The organism is Alloyangia pacifica (genome assembly GCF_003111685.1).
In the GTDB taxonomy this organism is placed as follows: Bacteria; Pseudomonadota; Alphaproteobacteria; order Rhodobacterales; family Rhodobacteraceae; genus Salipiger; species Salipiger pacificus_A.
The window spans coordinates 443,632-457,180 of sequence record NZ_CP022190.1; the positions used below are offsets into that span (position 1 = coordinate 443,632).

The following is a 13,549-nucleotide window of genomic DNA, read 5'->3' on the forward strand; positions in this document are numbered from 1 at the left end:
CAGGGCAAGACCTGCGCTCAGCGCGCCCGGTGCATCGGCTGGAACACCGGCCCGTCGGGCGTCTGCGCGTGGTAGGCGGTGATGCCGAAGCCCCGCGCCAGCAACGCGTCGGTCAGCACTTCTTCCGGCGGCCCGTCCGCCAGCAGCCGCCTCTCGGCCAGCATCACCAGCCGCGTGCAATGCCGCGCCGCCAAGCCGATGTCGTGCAGCGAGAGCAGAACGCCGTGACCCTCGGCAGCAAGGGCGCCGAAGACCTCCATGGTGGCGATCTGATGCGCCGGGTCGAGCCCCGCCGTGGGCTCGTCAGCCATCAAGAGCGGCGTCTCCTGCGCCAGCGCCCGGGCCAGAAGCGCGCGCGCCTGCTCGCCGCCCGAGAGGTTGGTGGCGCGGCGCTTGCGAAGACCCTCCAACCCCATCTTTGCGATTGCGGCCTCGACAGGGTCGCGCGCGTGATCGCCATGGGGCAGGCGACCGAGCGCCACGAGGTCCTCGACCTTGACCGGCCAGGCGATTTCGCGCGCCTGCGGCATCCAGGCGACGGCCTTGGCCCTTTGCTGCGGGGTGAGCCGGGACAGGGAGCTGCGCCCGCCCGAGGGGATCAGCCCCAGCGCGGCGCGCATCAGGCTGGTCTTGCCCGCGCCGTTGGGGCCGATGAGGCCGACCACCTCGCGGGCGCCGATCTCCAGCGTGATGCCAGAGAAGACGCTGCGCCCCCGCAAGGTTACGGAGAGATCGTGAAGCGACAGGAGGCTCATGCCCGTTCCCCCCGGCTGCGCCAGACGAGGTGCAGGAAGAAGGGCGCGCCAACCAGTGCGGTCAGCACCCCGAGCTTGAGGTCGCTGTCCGGCGCCACAACCCGCACTGCGATGTCCGCGGCAAGCAGCATGGCCGCGCCGCCCGCCGCCGACACCCAGAGCAGCGGCCCGGGCCGTCCACCGACGGCACCGCGCAGCAGGTGCGGTACCACCAACCCGACGAAGCCGATCGCCCCCGCCACCGCGGTCCCTGCGCCGACGACGCAGGCGGTGCCCAAGACCACGCGCATCCGAAGCCGCCCGAGGTCAATACCCATCGAGGAGGCGGCGTCCTCGCCCAGCGTCAGTGCATCGAGCCCGCGTCCCACCCCGGCCAGCAGCAGCACCCCCAGGGCCATGAAGGGCAGCGCCAGCCAGACATGCAGCATCGAGCGGTCGGCGAGCGAGCCCATCATCCAGAAGACGATCTCGCTTGCGGCGAAGGGGTTGGGCGAAAGGTTCAGGACAAGCTGGGTCAGCGCCCCGGCCACCGCCGAAAGCGCCACCCCGGCCAGGATCAGCGTCAGCGTCTCTGCGCGCGGCCCGGCGAGCACGATGAGGATCAGCACAGCCACCACCGCGCCCGCCAGGGCGCTGAGCGGCAACGCCAGCGCAAAGGCCGCCGACAGCCCGGTCTGGATCGCCAGCACGGCCCCGAGCGCGGCGCTGGCCGAGACGCCCAGCAATCCGGGCTCGGCCAGCGGGTTGCGCAGGTAGCCCTGCATCGCCGCCCCTGCCAGCCCCAGCGTGCCGCCGATCATCAGCGCCAGCAGCACCCGGGGCAGGCGGATCTCGCGCATCACCATGGGCAACGGGCCGTCCCGGCCGAGGATCAGCGCGCGCAGGCTTTCGGGCAGGCTGACGTCCGCCGGGCCGAGCGACAGCGAGACCGCCGCCAGCGCCAGCACCAGCGGCAGGAGGATCGCGAGGGCGCGGGTCATTCGGTCTCCGTTTCGAGGGTTTTGCGAAACTCCGAGAGCTCCTCGATGGCCTGCAGCACGAAGGGTGTGCCGCAGACCCAGTCGGTGCCGGTGTTGGCGGTGGCAGCTTGGGCGGCGCGCAGTTGGCGGACAACGGGGTGCATCAGGATCTCCTCCGAGCGCGAGGCGCCGGGGTAGGGGCGGGCGGTGATCAGCGCCTCGGGCTGGGCCATGGCCAGCGCCTCGAGAGGCAGCTGGCCGCCGCCCCGCGCCCCGGCGATATTGTTGAAACCGGCGGCGAGCAGGATCTCCCCCGCGAGCGTCTGGTCGCCGGTGGTGTAGCCATTGGCGTAATAGAGCGCGGCAGAGGGGCGGCGGTCCACCTTTTCGCGGAGGGCGGCGAGGTGGGTCTCGAATTCGGTGATCAGCGCCTCGGCGCGCGCCTCCCGGCCCATCGCCTCGCCCAGCGTGCGCAGCCGCGCCGGCACGTCGGCGAGCGAGGCGGCGGGGGCAATCCGCAGTACCCGAGTTCCGAGCCGTTCGAGCATCTGCGCCGCCGCCTGCGCCGTATAGCTGCCGACGACCACGAGGTCCGGTTGCATCAGCCAGACCTCCTCGGCCTGGCCGTGGTTGACCGGGTAGGCCATCGCCGCATCGGCCATGGCCGAACTCATCGGGTCGCGGGCCAGCTTCGAGACCGAGAGCAACTGGCCCGGGGCCGCGAGCAGCATCGCCAGCTGGTCGGTGCAGAGGTTCATCGACACGACGCGCGCGGGGGCCTCCTGCGCGGCGGCCGGGGAGAAGCCCATAGCCGCGAGCAGGGACAGCAGGATCAGCGCGCGCCGCAGCATCAGAAGCTCGCCCTTACGCCGAAATAGGCGGCGCGGTCCGAGGTGCCGTAGCCCTTCACCACCTGGTAATCCTCGTCGAAGAGGTTCTCGACCCGTAGGTAGAGCTCGGCTTGGTCCGACAGGGCGTAGCGCAGGTTCATGTTGGCGACGGTGTAATCGTCCAGCGTCTCGTCGGCATCCTCGAGGCCCGAGACATGCTGCACCGTCAGGCCGGCACGGAAAGCATCGGTCACATCGGCGTCGAGCGACAGCGACAGGTCGTGCAGCGGCACGCGGGACAGGCGGTCGCCGGTCTGCGCGTCCTTGCTGTCGGTCCAGGTGTAGGCGGCGGCAAGCGACAGCGCCTCGGACAGGTTCACCCCGCCGGTCAGTTCCACGCCCTGCGTCCAGCTGGTGCCGTCGATCTGCACGTAATTTGGGTAGTTGTAGTCAATGAGGTCGGTGATCTCGGTGCGGAAGAGGGCCGCGCCGAGGTAGCCCGCGCCGAAGCGCTGTTCGACGCCGAGCTCGTAGCTCACCGAGGTCTCGGGCTCGAGAACCGGGTTACCTGAGCCGGTTGAGTAGAGCTCGTAGGGAGAGGGCGCGCGAAAGCCCGTGCCGACGCTGGCACGCAGCGTGAGGTCGGGGTTCGGAAGGTAGGCCAGCGAGATTCGGCCCGTGGTCTTGCCGCCGAATTCGGAGTGGTCGTCGTGGCGCAGGGCGGTGACCAGTTCCAGCTTGTCGCTCAGGTGCCAGTCGGCCTGTGCCCAGATTCCGAAGGTCGCGTAGTCGCCTTCGCTGTCACCCCATGCGCTGAGCACCTCGAACTCCTCGCGCATGTAATCGGCGCCGAAGGTGAGGGTTGCGGCGCCAAGTTCGGTCTGGCCCTCGTAGCCGAGGCCGCGGCGCTGGCCGAGATAGTCAGTATCCGACCCCTCGTAGGTGTCGGTGCGGTCGGTCTCGAAGGCCTGCGCCGAAAACTCGTGGCTGACGCCGCCGGTTTCCACGCGCGCGAAAGCCCGCGCGCCGTATTGCTCGCCCTCAACCTTCTCGTCGTGCGTGACGCCGTCCATCGGGCCGAACTCGTCGTAATCGTGGCTGCTTTTTTCCCAGAAGGCCGCGCCGCCCAGGGTCACCGTGTCGGTCAGCGCGTAGTCGCCCGAGAAGCTAAGACGGGTGGCCTCGTGACCGTCGGCCTCGTCGTTGCCGTCGTCTTCGTCGGCGGCGGAATAGCCGTCGGTCTTGATGTAACTCAGCGACGAGGCGAAACTGCCGCGCGTGCCAAGGTAGCTGAGGTTGTAGCCCAGCTTGCGGGTGTCATAGCTGCCGTATTCGGCTTCGACGCTCTGGCTTAGCCCTTCCTCGGTGGCGCGGTTGGTGGTGATGTTCACCACGCCGCCGATCGCCTCGGAGCCGTAGAGCGCCGATTGCGAGCCCTTCAGCACCTCGATGCGACTGATGCCGCCGGTGGTCAAGGTGCCGAAGTCGTATTGGATCTGAGGCGCCGAGGTGTCGGTGACGTCGATACCATCGATGTAGACGCCAACATATCGGCTCGAGAGGCCGCGAATGCGCATGTAGGTGAGCCCGCCGATACCGCCGTTACTCGATACGCTGACGCCGGACAGCCGCGCGAGGTGGTCGGCGAGCAGCGTCTCGCCGCTTTGCTCGAGGTCTTCATTGGTGACCACCTCCACCGTCACGCCGCTGCGCGCAAGCTCGGTGCTTTCGCCGCGATTGGCGCTGAGGGTCAGCGTGCCGAGGTCGGTGGCCTCCTGCGCGAAGGCGGTGCCGGTCAGGCCGAGCGTGGTGAGGGCGGTGGCTGTGAAGAGCGCTGCGCGCTGCGATGGCTTCATGGTCCCTTTTCCGTTCTTTTCTTGTCGCCGGAAGGGAGTCCCCTGCCGCAGACGGTTAGCGTGATGCCACCTCTACGGAAGGTCCGTCGCCCGCGGCGCTCCCCGCGCCGGGACTGGGTGATCGGCTTCGGCAGGTCTCCTGACTCGCGGGTCATCGCTTGGCCGGGTCTTCCCGCCCCGAAAGGCAGTGACTTAGGTCCGGCGTCGCTCTCCGCCTACAGTTGCGGGGGCAGTCACGGAGTTGGGCAGGCCGCCCGCACCGCATTCCCTATTCACCGGGCAGCAAGCCGCCCGGAACCGAAGCAGGGACGGCATAGCGACTCGCCGCGCGGCGCGCAATGATCAGAAACGGTCGGACACCTTGAGGCGCGCGGGCTCAGCTCCGCAGCCCGTCCAGGAGCGGCTGGCGCAGCACCACGGCGGCGGGCAGCAGGGACAGCAGCAGGGCGAGCGAGACGAAGCCGGCCAGCAGGTGCAGCTCGGTCCAGCCCGGCAGGGCCGAGATCGCGATGTCGGTGCGGGCGCTCAGCACGCGCGACAGCAGCTCCGCCGCGCCCCAGCCAACCGCCAGTCCGAGCAGCGCCCCCGCGAGCAGCAGCACCGCGCAGAAGGCCCAGACCGTGGCGAAGACGAAGCGCCGGGGCGCGCCGAGCGCGCGCAGCAGCGCGATCTGGCGGCGGAAGAGGCGGGTGAGGATGAAGAGCCCGGTGAGCACGCTCGCCGCCACCAGCCCCTGTGTGACCAGCGCCATCACCGACATCGCCTGGCGCACGTCGCCCATCACTCGGTAGAGCCGCGAAAGCACCGCGCCGGGGAAGAAGGCCATGGTTTCGCCGTCCCGGGTGAACTCGGAACGCAGCGCGTAATTGGCCCAGAGCTCCTGCGCTCGCACCACCACGGCGGGGGTGCCGGGAAAATACTCGGGATCGAAAGGCGCGCCGATCCGGGCCTCATTGTCCGGCGCGTGGCCGTTGGCGAGCCCGTGAATCTCCCAGACGTATTCGACCGGGATCAGGATCGCCCGATCCCAGGGCGTGCCGGTGGGCGCCATGCGGCCGACCACGGTGATCGCTGCGCCATGGTCGTGGGCCTCGTCGTGGAGAGTGTCTCCATCATGGTCCTCTGCCCCTACCGCCTGGTGGCTGCCGCCATGCGCCTCGGGATCGGCGGCGTCTCCGGTGCCATGCGCGGGGGTGAAGCCTGCGCCGATCTCCAGCGGCATCAGCGCGCCGATCACCGCCTCGGCGTGATCCTCCCAGAGCCGCCCCTCAATCCGGTCCTCGGAAAGATGGCGCAGGAAGTCCGCAGTGGTGCCGACCACCGGCGCGCTGCCGTAGCTGTCTCCGAACGCCAGCGGCGCGGCGATGGAGACCTGCGGGTGACCGGCGATCTCGGCGTAGGCGGTGCCCGAAACCAGCCCCATGTCCGAGGGCTGCAGGAAGACCGAGGCGAAGAGGGCAGTCAGCTCGCTGCCCGGCGCTGCGACGATGACATCGAACTTGTCCGCCGCCTGTGCCGTGCCGCGGCGCAGCCCGCGCTCCTGCGCCAGCAGCCCGATGCCCATGCCGGTCGAGATGCCGATGAGCAGCACGAAGAGCCCCGTGCTCCAGCGAAAGCGCCCGAGAAAGCCGCGCAGCAGCGGCCAGGGGGCGTAGCCGCGCAGAACGAGGAGCCCGGTGACGAGCGCGGGCAGAAGCAGGAGCGCCAGCAGCGCGACGTCCTGAGCCAGTGCCGGGAGGGCGTCCCATATCAGCCGCATGTGGCCCCCTCGTCGGCCAGCAGTTGCCCGCCAGAGATGGTCAGCACCCGGTCCATGCGCGCCAGCAGCGCCGCGTCGTGGCTGACTGCGATCAGCGTTGTGCGCTGGGTGCGGACGAGCTGCACGAGGTCGTCGATCAGCCTGTCCGCAGTGGCGCGGTCGAGGCTGGCAGTGGGCTCGTCGGCCAGCAGAACCGGCGCTTCGGCCGCCATGGCGCGGGCGATGGCGACGCGCTGGCGCTCGCCGCCGGAGAAGCTGGTGACGCCGCGGCCCATTTCGGTCAGCCCCAGCGCCGCGAGTCGGGCCTGCGCGCGGGTGCGCAACGCCTCGCGTTCGGCACGGGGGCGGAAGAGCGCGGTCAGCGCGGCGTTGTCGAGCGCGCCAAGCTCTTCGAAGAGCATGAAATCCTGAAAGATCATGCCGATATTGGCAGCGCGGAAGCGGGCGCGGCCCTCTGGGTTGAGCGCCAGAAGCTCGGTCTCGCCCCAGCGCACAGACCCTTCGGCGCGGTCCAGCAGCCCGGCGAGGGCGTAGAGCAGCGTGGTCTTGCCCGCACCCGAGACGCCTCGGATGCCGATCAGCGCAGCGGGCGCTGCGTCGAGGGCAGGCAGGTCGAGCAACAGGCGGCCGCGCGGGCTGTGCAGCCGCAGGTCCTTGACAACAAGGGGCAGGGACATGGGCGGCTCAGCCGTAGGTCGCATCGACAAGCCGCATCATGCTGACGAAGCCGGTGTCGGGATCGGTGTAGGCGCCGAGCTCCAGCACGCCGCTGGTGACGATCTTGACGTTGAAGGGCCTCACCTCGACCACGCGTTTTGCGTAGACCGCGATGATGTCATTGGGCCATTCGGCCTCGGTCTCGCAGAAGGGGCAGACGGCCATGGGCATCTTGGTGAGCACGAAGAAGCGGCTCTCGGCCTTGAGCGGGGGCGCCATGAACCCCTCGACTTCCAGCCTCTGGCCGGCGCTCTGCTGGGCGAGTTCGGAAAGACCGCGGCCCTTGGTCTGGTAGAGCTCGCGCAGCTTCAAAGGATCGGCCGCGGCGGGCGCTGTGAGACAGGGGGTGGCGAGCGTCGAGGCGAGGAACGTTCGGCGGGTGAGCATGGCGAGAGGCTTTCGAGCAGGAACGGCGACGGGGGCGGACAGTCCGCCCCCGCCAAATCTGTCAGAAGAAGATCACTCGGCGGTGACGGCGTGGTGCATCACGTGGAAGATCACGTTCTGCTCGATGGTGCCGTCGAAGAGATGCGCCCAGGGGCCTTTGGCATAGACCGCGACATCCTCGCCGGAGTGGCTTTCCGAGGACTTGGGGATCAGCGCCTGCTGCACGTAGTCGATGTCGGTGGCCTCTTCCTGTGTCAGCTCGGGGCGCGAGCCGGAGTAGTCGTTCTCGCCCTCCCCCTTGGTCAGCACCGAGCCGGCGCCGTTGAGGTAGCCCACCACGGTGTAGGGCTTGCCGTCATCGGCCAGCACCAGCTCGTCCGAGTGCATCTCGCCGGTCTTTGCGACGTCGTAGCACAGGCCCTCGATCGGCGTGCCGCGGCCGCAGTAGCCGTTGAAGGCGATCGAGTGCTCGTGGTCGGCGGTGACGATGATCAGCGTGTCGGCGTCGTCGGTCAGCTCGTCGGCCATGGCCACGGCGTCGGCAAAGGCCATGCCGTCGATCATGGTGCGCTTGGCGTTGCCGGCGTGGTTGGCGTGATCGACCCGGCCCGCCTCGATCTCGAGGTAGTAGCCGTTCTCGTTGCTGCTGAGGTACTCGATCGCGGCCTTGGTCATCTCGGCCAGCGAGGGCTCGTCGTCCTCGGCGCGGTCGGCCTCGTACTCCATGTGGCTGTCGTTGAAGAGCGCCAGCACCGGCGCGGAGCCGTCGAGGCTCAGGCCGTTGAAGGTCTCGGTGTTCCAGGCGTATTGCGCGCCCATGCCGGTGGCGGTTTCGATCAGGTTAATGCCATCCGGGCGGTGGCCCTTGCCGCCCTCGTCGAGGGTCACGTCGGTGCCGGCGAAGTAGCGGCGGCCGCCGCCCATGGCGAGGTCCACGACACCGGCTTCCATCTGGTCGATCAGCTGGCTGGCGATGTCCTTCTGGGCGGTGCAGCCCTCGGGGACCTCGTCTTCCCAGTTGCGGTTGGCGGTCTTGGCGTAGACGCCCGCCGGGGTGGCGTGGGTCAGCCGCGCGGTCGAGATGACGCCCACCGACTTGTCCATGCCGGTGACGATCTCGGCAAAGGTGGTCAACTCGTTGCCGGCCACGGTCGAGCAATCGTCATGGATCGCGTCGCCGCCGAGGTTGATCAGGTTGAAGCGCTGCTTCACGCCTGTGTTCATCGCCCCCGCGGTCGGGGCCGAGTCCGGGGTCTGGGCGTTGATGTTGTAGGTCTTCACCAGGGCGCTGTGGAAGTCCGGCGTCTCGTAGGGCAGCACGTGCTCTTCGCCGAGCTGGCCTTGCTGCTGACCGGCAAAGAGGCGGGTGGCGTAGTTGGTGCCGACGCCGTTGCCGTCAGCGACGAGCAGGATGACGTTCTTGGCGCGGCCGGTGTTCATCTCGCGGTCGATGATGGCCTGGATGGCCTCCTGGCCGGCGGTGAACCAGGCGTCATTGGCCTGCGGGATGTCCTGCGCGGCAGTGCTCCCTGCGGCGAGGATCAGGGCGAGCGAGGTGGTGGAGAAGATCGTTTTCACGACAGGGATGCTCCGAAGTCTGAAGGGCGGGGCCCGTTACACGGTTGAGGGTGTCGGGCGCTTCAGACAGGAACGGGATAACAGTCGCGTGATGATTTCATGACACCTGTGCGACAGTTTGCGCGCCGCGCGAGCCGGAGGAGCACGGCTGTGGAGGTCCGGGTGGGCCCGCCGGTCCTACTGGAAGAAATACTGCGCGTAGATCGGGGCGCAGCCAGCGCCGAGCGCGCGGGCATTGGCGCCGACGCGGGCCTCTTCGGGGCGGGGCGGCAGCATGCCGCGCGTATCGAGCCGATCCAGTGCCTGCCGGCTGCGCGCCACCACGCGTGCGCGCACGTCGGGAGGCATGGCACCGTCGATCAGCGCCACTTCGAAATCCAGGACCGAGCCGATCGAGCGGATTGCATGTGCGAGGGCGTCGCCGGTGCGCGCGACCCAAGGGTCGATCTGCCGCTCGAAGGCGCGCCAGTCCTGAGGCTGTGTCCAGAGCGCGGTGGTGTCCAGCCCGTCCTCCGCGATGGCGGCCTCGAGCGGGTGCAGCGAGGCGGCGTCGATCAGCGGCAGCTCGCCGCCGCCGGGCGCGGGCACCCGCAGCGAGCCGAAGGCCCCGGCGTTGTTCTGCGCGCCGACGGTGACGCTGGAATTCAGCACCAGGCCGCCGCCGATGAAGGAGCCGATGAAGAAATAGGCGTAGTCAGCGAATTCGCGTCCCCGTCCGAAGACATGTTCGGCGCGGCAGGCGGCCGTGCCGTCGTTTTCGGTGAAGAGCGGAAGGTCGCTGAGCTTGGCGACCTCCTGCTGCACGTTGATCTCGGCCCAGATGCTGAAGTCGATGGGGGCGCCGAGCACGTCGGTCCAGCTCCAGATCTCCGAGGGTGCGGCGATGCCGATTCCACAGAGCCGCTCGCGCTGGTAGGGTGAAAGCTTGTGCGCCAGGTCCGCCATGCCGCTCTCGAGATAGGCGAAGATCTCGGCCGGCATCGGGTAGGGGTAAGTGGTCTGCGACGATCCCAGCACATCGCCCATCAGGTTCATCACCACGAGGTCCGCAGAGCGCCGCCCGATCTTCAGCCCGTAGGAGAGCGCCGCGTCGGGGTTCAGCGCCATCGGCACCGAGGGCTTGCCCACCCGCCCGCGCGTCGGCTCGCGGCGCAGCAGGAACTCTTCGGCCTCGAGCTTGCGTAGGATGTTCGACACGGTCTGCGCCGAGAGCCCGCTGTGCTTTGCGATGTCGCTGCCAGGCAGGGCGCCGTGGCGCTGAATCATCGACAGGATCAGCCGCTCGTTGTGCGCCCTGACGCCGATCTGGTTGGCGCCGTCGCTCAGTTTCCTGATCTCCTGTCCAATCTCCTGCGTGTGCATGCCGTCTCCCCCATTCCGACGTGGCTCAGATTACAGACTGGCGTTAATAAATCAAATTTATTTATTTATTGACGTGAGGTCAGAATCGCCGGTATCAACATGGGTAATCCGTTGCAGAACGGAGGTTTCACGGGCCGTCGCGCTTGGCGTCCCATGACACGTTAGGGAGGAGGAGACCCCATGAAGAAGCTGATTTCCGTCAGCGCATTTGCGCTGCTCGCATCGACCCTCGGCGCCCAGGCACAGGACGGCGGCAGCGCCTGCCTGATCACCAAGACCGACACCAACCCGTTCTTCGTGAAGATGCGCGAAGGCGCCGCGGCCAAGGCCGAGGAGCTGGGCATGACGCTCAACTCCTACGCGGGCAAGGTGGATGGCGACAACGAGAGCCAGGTAGCCGCGATTGAGACCTGCATCGCCAACGGGGCGGATGGCATCCTGATCACCGCCTCCAGCACCTCGGCGATCGTGCCCTCAGTGCAGCAGGCGCGCGATGCGGGGATCCTGGTGATTGCGCTGGACACGCCGCTCGACCCGATCGAGGCCGCCGACATGACCTTTGCCACCGACAACTTCCTTGCTGGCGAGCTGATCGGCAAATGGGCCGCCGCCAAGCTTGGCGATGCCGCCGCCGACGCGCGGGTGGCCTTTCTCGACCTCGACGTGAGCCAGCCCACCGTCGGCGTGTTGCGCGACCAGGGCTTCATGCAGGGCTTCGGCATCGACCTTGGTGACCCGAACAAATGGGGTGACGAGAGTGACAGCCGCATCGTCGGCCATGACGTGACCCAGGGCAACGAGGAGGGTGGCCGCAAGGCGATGGAGAACCTTCTCGCCACGGACCCGATGATTAACGTCGTCTACACGATCAATGAGCCCGCCGCAGCCGGTGCCTACGAGGCGCTGAAGGCCATCGGGCGCGAGAACGACGTGCTGGTCGTCTCGGTCGATGGCGGCTGCCCCGGTGTGCAGAACGTCGCCGACGGGGTGATCGGCGCGACCTCGCAGCAATATCCGCTGCTGATGGCTTCCAAGGGCATCGAGGCGATTGCCGCCTTCGCCAAGGACGGCACCAAGCCCGAGGCCACCGAGGGCAAGAATTTCTTCGACACCGGCGTGAAGCTGGTCACCGACCAGCCGGTCGAGGGCGTGGATTCGATCTCGGTCGAAGAGGGCAAGAGCCTCTGCTGGGGCTGAACCTTCGCAATCCGGGCCCGCGCCGCGCGGCGGGGCGGGCCCTTTTGAAGTTATCGCAACCTGCGCGGACCATGGCCGGTGAGGGGCCGCGCCCGCGCACGTGAGAGGAGGGCACGACATGGCCGAAGCGGACAGGTACGAAGACGTTGTCCGAACACGGAACGACGAGAAGTTCGCCGAGTTCGAGGACAGCGGGAAAGGTCTCTGGGGCCGGTTCCACGAACTGCTGCACAGCACCCCGGCCATCGTGCCGCTGATCGTTCTGCTGGCGGCTTGTATCGTTTTCGGGATGATCCTCGGCTCGAAGTTCTTCTCACCCTTCGCTCTGACGTTGATCCTTCAGCAGGTCCAGATCGTCGGCGTTCTGGCCGCGGCACAGGCGCTGATCATCCTGACCGCGGGGATCGACCTATCTGTGGGGGCGGTCGCGGTGCTCTGCTCGGTGATCATGGGGCAGGTGACCTTCCGCTATGGGGTGCCCGCCATACTCGCGGTGCCCATCGGTCTTGCCTTTGGCACCGCCATCGGCGCGGTCAACGGCTGGCTTGTCAGCAAGGTCAAGCTGCCGCCATTCATCGTCACGTTGGGCATGTGGCAGATCGTGCTGGCGGTGAACTACCTCTATTCCGCCAACGAGACGATCCGCGCCCAGGACATCGAGACGCAAGCGCCCTTCCTGCAGTTTCTCGGCACCAAGTTCACGCTTGGCGGCGCGGTCTTCACGCTCGGCGTGGTGCTGATGCTGCTGCTCGTGCTGGTGCTGGCTTACGTGCTGCGCTCTACCGCTTGGGGTCGCCATGTCTACGCCGTCGGCGACGATCCCGAGGCGGCGCAGCTCGCCGGCGTCGACCGCCACAAGACCATCATGTCGGTCTACATGCTGGTGGGCTTCATCTGCGGCCTCGCGGGCTGGGTGATGATCGGCCGCTTCGGCTCGGTCTCACCTTCGGCCACGACCGGCGTCATCGGCAACATCCAGGCAATCACCGCCGTGGTGATCGGGGGTATCTCGCTCTTCGGCGGGCGGGGCTCGATCCTCGGCGCCTTCTTCGGGGCGCTCATCGTCGGCGTCTTCGAACTGGGCCTGCGCATGGCCGGGGCCGACCCGCAATGGACCTATCTTCTCATCGGCGTGCTGATCATCGCCGCCGTGACCGTGGACCAATGGATCAGAAAGGTGACGGCATGAGCATGGACACTCAGGACACCCCCGTTCTCGAAGCCCGCGGCCTCGTGAAACGCTACGGCAAGGTAACCGCGCTTGATCATTGCGACTTCGACCTGAGACCGGGCGAGATCCTCGCGGTGATCGGCGACAACGGCGCCGGCAAGTCGACGCTGATCAAGGCGCTCTCCGGCGCCATCCAGCCAAACGCGGGAGAAATCCTGCTCGAAGGCAATCCGGTCTCCTTCGCCTCGCCCAATGACGCCCGGGCCGAGGGGATCGAAACCGTCTATCAGACCCTCGCCATGTCTCCGGCGCTGTCGATCGCCGACAATATGTTCATGGGCCGCGAGCTGCGTATGCCCGGGGTCATGGGGCAGATCTTCCGCAAGCTCGACCGCAAGCGGATGGAGGATTTCTCGCGCCAGAAACTCTCGGAGCTTGGGCTTATGACGATCCAGAACATCAACCAGCCGGTCGAGACGCTCTCGGGTGGCCAGCGTCAGGGCGTGGCCGTGGCACGGGCGGCGGCCTTCGGCTCGCGGGTGGTGATCCTCGACGAGCCGACCGCCGCGCTCGGGGTGAAGGAGAGCCGCCGGGTGCTCGACCTCATCCAGGAGGTGCGGGCGCGGGGCATCCCGATCATCCTGATCTCGCACAACATGCCGCATGTCTTCGAGGTCGCCGACCGGGTGCATATCCACCGCCTCGGCAAGCGGCTCTGCGTGATCGACCCAAAGGAGCACACGATGTCCGACGCGGTGGCCTACATGACAGGCGCCTCTGTGCCGGAAGGGGTGGCCGAACCGGCATAGGTCCTGGTCCCGACGCAACGATGAAGGGCGGTTGGCGGGAACCTGTCAATCGCCCTTTCGCGTTATGATTGTACTATACCTCCCGATACACTTCCTAAATGATCGAGTGTCGCCGAATTGTCTCAGGGTCGTACAATGATTCTCGGACGGCGCCAAGATTTTTAACGTC

Annotated in this window: 12 protein-coding genes and 1 riboswitch; of the genes, 3 read left to right on the forward strand and 9 right to left on the reverse strand. The window is 67.8% G+C overall.

What is annotated here, in order from left to right; genetic code table 11:
- Positions 1-17: 17 nt before the first annotated feature.
- The 9 genes from CEW88_RS15055 to CEW88_RS15095 all read right to left on the reverse strand — a co-directional run bounded on the left by CEW88_RS15055 (position 18) and on the right by CEW88_RS15095 (position 10,203).
- Complete coding sequence (locus tag CEW88_RS15055; protein ID WP_108968500.1) at positions 18-755, reverse strand: ABC transporter ATP-binding protein; 738 nt, start codon at positions 753-755, stop codon at positions 18-20.
- The gene (locus CEW88_RS15060; RefSeq protein WP_108968501.1) at positions 752-1,735 is read right to left on the reverse strand and encodes a FecCD family ABC transporter permease; all 984 of its coding nucleotides are present in this window, start codon (positions 1,733-1,735) and stop codon (positions 752-754) included. The genes CEW88_RS15055 and CEW88_RS15060 overlap by 4 nt, the downstream gene beginning before the upstream one ends.
- The gene (locus tag CEW88_RS15065; protein ID WP_108968503.1) at positions 1,732-2,565 is read right to left on the reverse strand and encodes an ABC transporter substrate-binding protein; all 834 of its coding nucleotides are present in this window, start codon (positions 2,563-2,565) and stop codon (positions 1,732-1,734) included. The genes CEW88_RS15060 and CEW88_RS15065 overlap by 4 nt, the downstream gene beginning before the upstream one ends.
- Complete coding sequence (locus tag CEW88_RS15070; protein WP_108968505.1) at positions 2,565-4,400, reverse strand: TonB-dependent receptor plug domain-containing protein; 1,836 nt, start codon at positions 4,398-4,400, stop codon at positions 2,565-2,567. The genes CEW88_RS15065 and CEW88_RS15070 overlap by 1 nt, the downstream gene beginning before the upstream one ends.
- A gap of 112 nt (positions 4,401-4,512) precedes the next feature.
- Positions 4,513-4,717: riboswitch (cobalamin riboswitch) on the reverse strand.
- Between the two features lie 59 nt (positions 4,718-4,776).
- Positions 4,777-6,159 carry an FtsX-like permease family protein gene (locus CEW88_RS15075; RefSeq protein WP_108968507.1) on the reverse strand — a complete coding sequence of 461 codons (1,383 nt, stop codon included), beginning with the start codon at positions 6,157-6,159 and terminating at the stop codon, positions 4,777-4,779.
- Positions 6,150-6,836: an ABC transporter ATP-binding protein gene (locus tag CEW88_RS15080; RefSeq protein WP_108968509.1), complete on the reverse strand. Its 687-nt coding sequence runs from the start codon at positions 6,834-6,836 to the stop codon at positions 6,150-6,152. Before CEW88_RS15080 ends, CEW88_RS15075 begins: the two co-directional genes overlap by 10 nt.
- A gap of 7 nt (positions 6,837-6,843) precedes the next feature.
- Positions 6,844-7,263, reverse strand: coding sequence for a hypothetical protein (locus CEW88_RS15085; RefSeq protein ID WP_108968511.1), 420 nt, complete (start codon positions 7,261-7,263; stop codon positions 6,844-6,846).
- A gap of 72 nt (positions 7,264-7,335) precedes the next feature.
- Positions 7,336-8,841 (reverse strand): alkaline phosphatase, encoded by a 1,506-nt coding sequence (locus CEW88_RS15090; protein ID WP_108968513.1) that lies wholly within the window; start codon positions 8,839-8,841, stop codon positions 7,336-7,338.
- 177 nt (positions 8,842-9,018) lie between these two features.
- The gene (locus CEW88_RS15095; protein WP_193989084.1) at positions 9,019-10,203 is read right to left on the reverse strand and encodes an ROK family transcriptional regulator; all 1,185 of its coding nucleotides are present in this window, start codon (positions 10,201-10,203) and stop codon (positions 9,019-9,021) included.
- Between the two features lie 180 nt (positions 10,204-10,383).
- Here CEW88_RS15095 and CEW88_RS15100 point away from each other — a divergent pair, with 180 nt between their 5' ends.
- The 3 genes from CEW88_RS15100 (at position 10,384) to CEW88_RS15110 (ending at position 13,380) form a co-directional block, all read left to right on the forward strand.
- Positions 10,384-11,400, forward strand: coding sequence for a sugar ABC transporter substrate-binding protein (locus CEW88_RS15100; RefSeq protein ID WP_108968514.1), 1,017 nt, complete (start codon positions 10,384-10,386; stop codon positions 11,398-11,400).
- Between the two features lie 118 nt (positions 11,401-11,518).
- Positions 11,519-12,589, forward strand: a complete 1,071-nt coding sequence (locus tag CEW88_RS15105; RefSeq protein ID WP_108968516.1) for an ABC transporter permease — start codon at positions 11,519-11,521, stop codon at positions 12,587-12,589.
- Positions 12,586-13,380: an ATP-binding cassette domain-containing protein gene (locus CEW88_RS15110; protein ID WP_254694519.1), complete on the forward strand. Its 795-nt coding sequence runs from the start codon at positions 12,586-12,588 to the stop codon at positions 13,378-13,380. The genes CEW88_RS15105 and CEW88_RS15110 overlap by 4 nt, the downstream gene beginning before the upstream one ends.
- The last annotated feature ends 169 nt before the right edge of the window (positions 13,381-13,549 follow it).

Excerpts from the sequence above, each read along its gene's own strand:
- CEW88_RS15055 (WP_108968500.1), bottom strand. The coding sequence starts at position 755 with ATGAGCCTCCTGTCGCTTCACGATCTCTCCGTAACCTTGCGGGGGCGC.
- CEW88_RS15060 (WP_108968501.1), bottom strand. The coding sequence starts at position 1,735 with ATGACCCGCGCCCTCGCGATCCTCCTGCCGCTGGTGCTGGCGCTGGCG.
- CEW88_RS15065 (WP_108968503.1), bottom strand. The coding sequence starts at position 2,565 with ATGCTGCGGCGCGCGCTGATCCTGCTGTCCCTGCTCGCGGCTATGGGC.
- CEW88_RS15070 (WP_108968505.1), bottom strand. The coding sequence starts at position 4,400 with ATGAAGCCATCGCAGCGCGCAGCGCTCTTCACAGCCACCGCCCTCACC.
- CEW88_RS15075 (WP_108968507.1), bottom strand. The coding sequence starts at position 6,159 with ATGCGGCTGATATGGGACGCCCTCCCGGCACTGGCTCAGGACGTCGCG.
- CEW88_RS15080 (WP_108968509.1), bottom strand. The coding sequence starts at position 6,836 with ATGTCCCTGCCCCTTGTTGTCAAGGACCTGCGGCTGCACAGCCCGCGC.
- CEW88_RS15085 (WP_108968511.1), bottom strand. The coding sequence starts at position 7,263 with ATGCTCACCCGCCGAACGTTCCTCGCCTCGACGCTCGCCACCCCCTGT.
- CEW88_RS15095 (WP_193989084.1), bottom strand. The coding sequence starts at position 10,203 with ATGCACACGCAGGAGATTGGACAGGAGATCAGGAAACTGAGCGACGGC.
- CEW88_RS15100 (WP_108968514.1), top strand. The coding sequence starts at position 10,384 with ATGAAGAAGCTGATTTCCGTCAGCGCATTTGCGCTGCTCGCATCGACC.
- CEW88_RS15105 (WP_108968516.1), top strand. The coding sequence starts at position 11,519 with ATGGCCGAAGCGGACAGGTACGAAGACGTTGTCCGAACACGGAACGAC.
- CEW88_RS15110 (WP_254694519.1), top strand. The coding sequence starts at position 12,586 with ATGAGCATGGACACTCAGGACACCCCCGTTCTCGAAGCCCGCGGCCTC.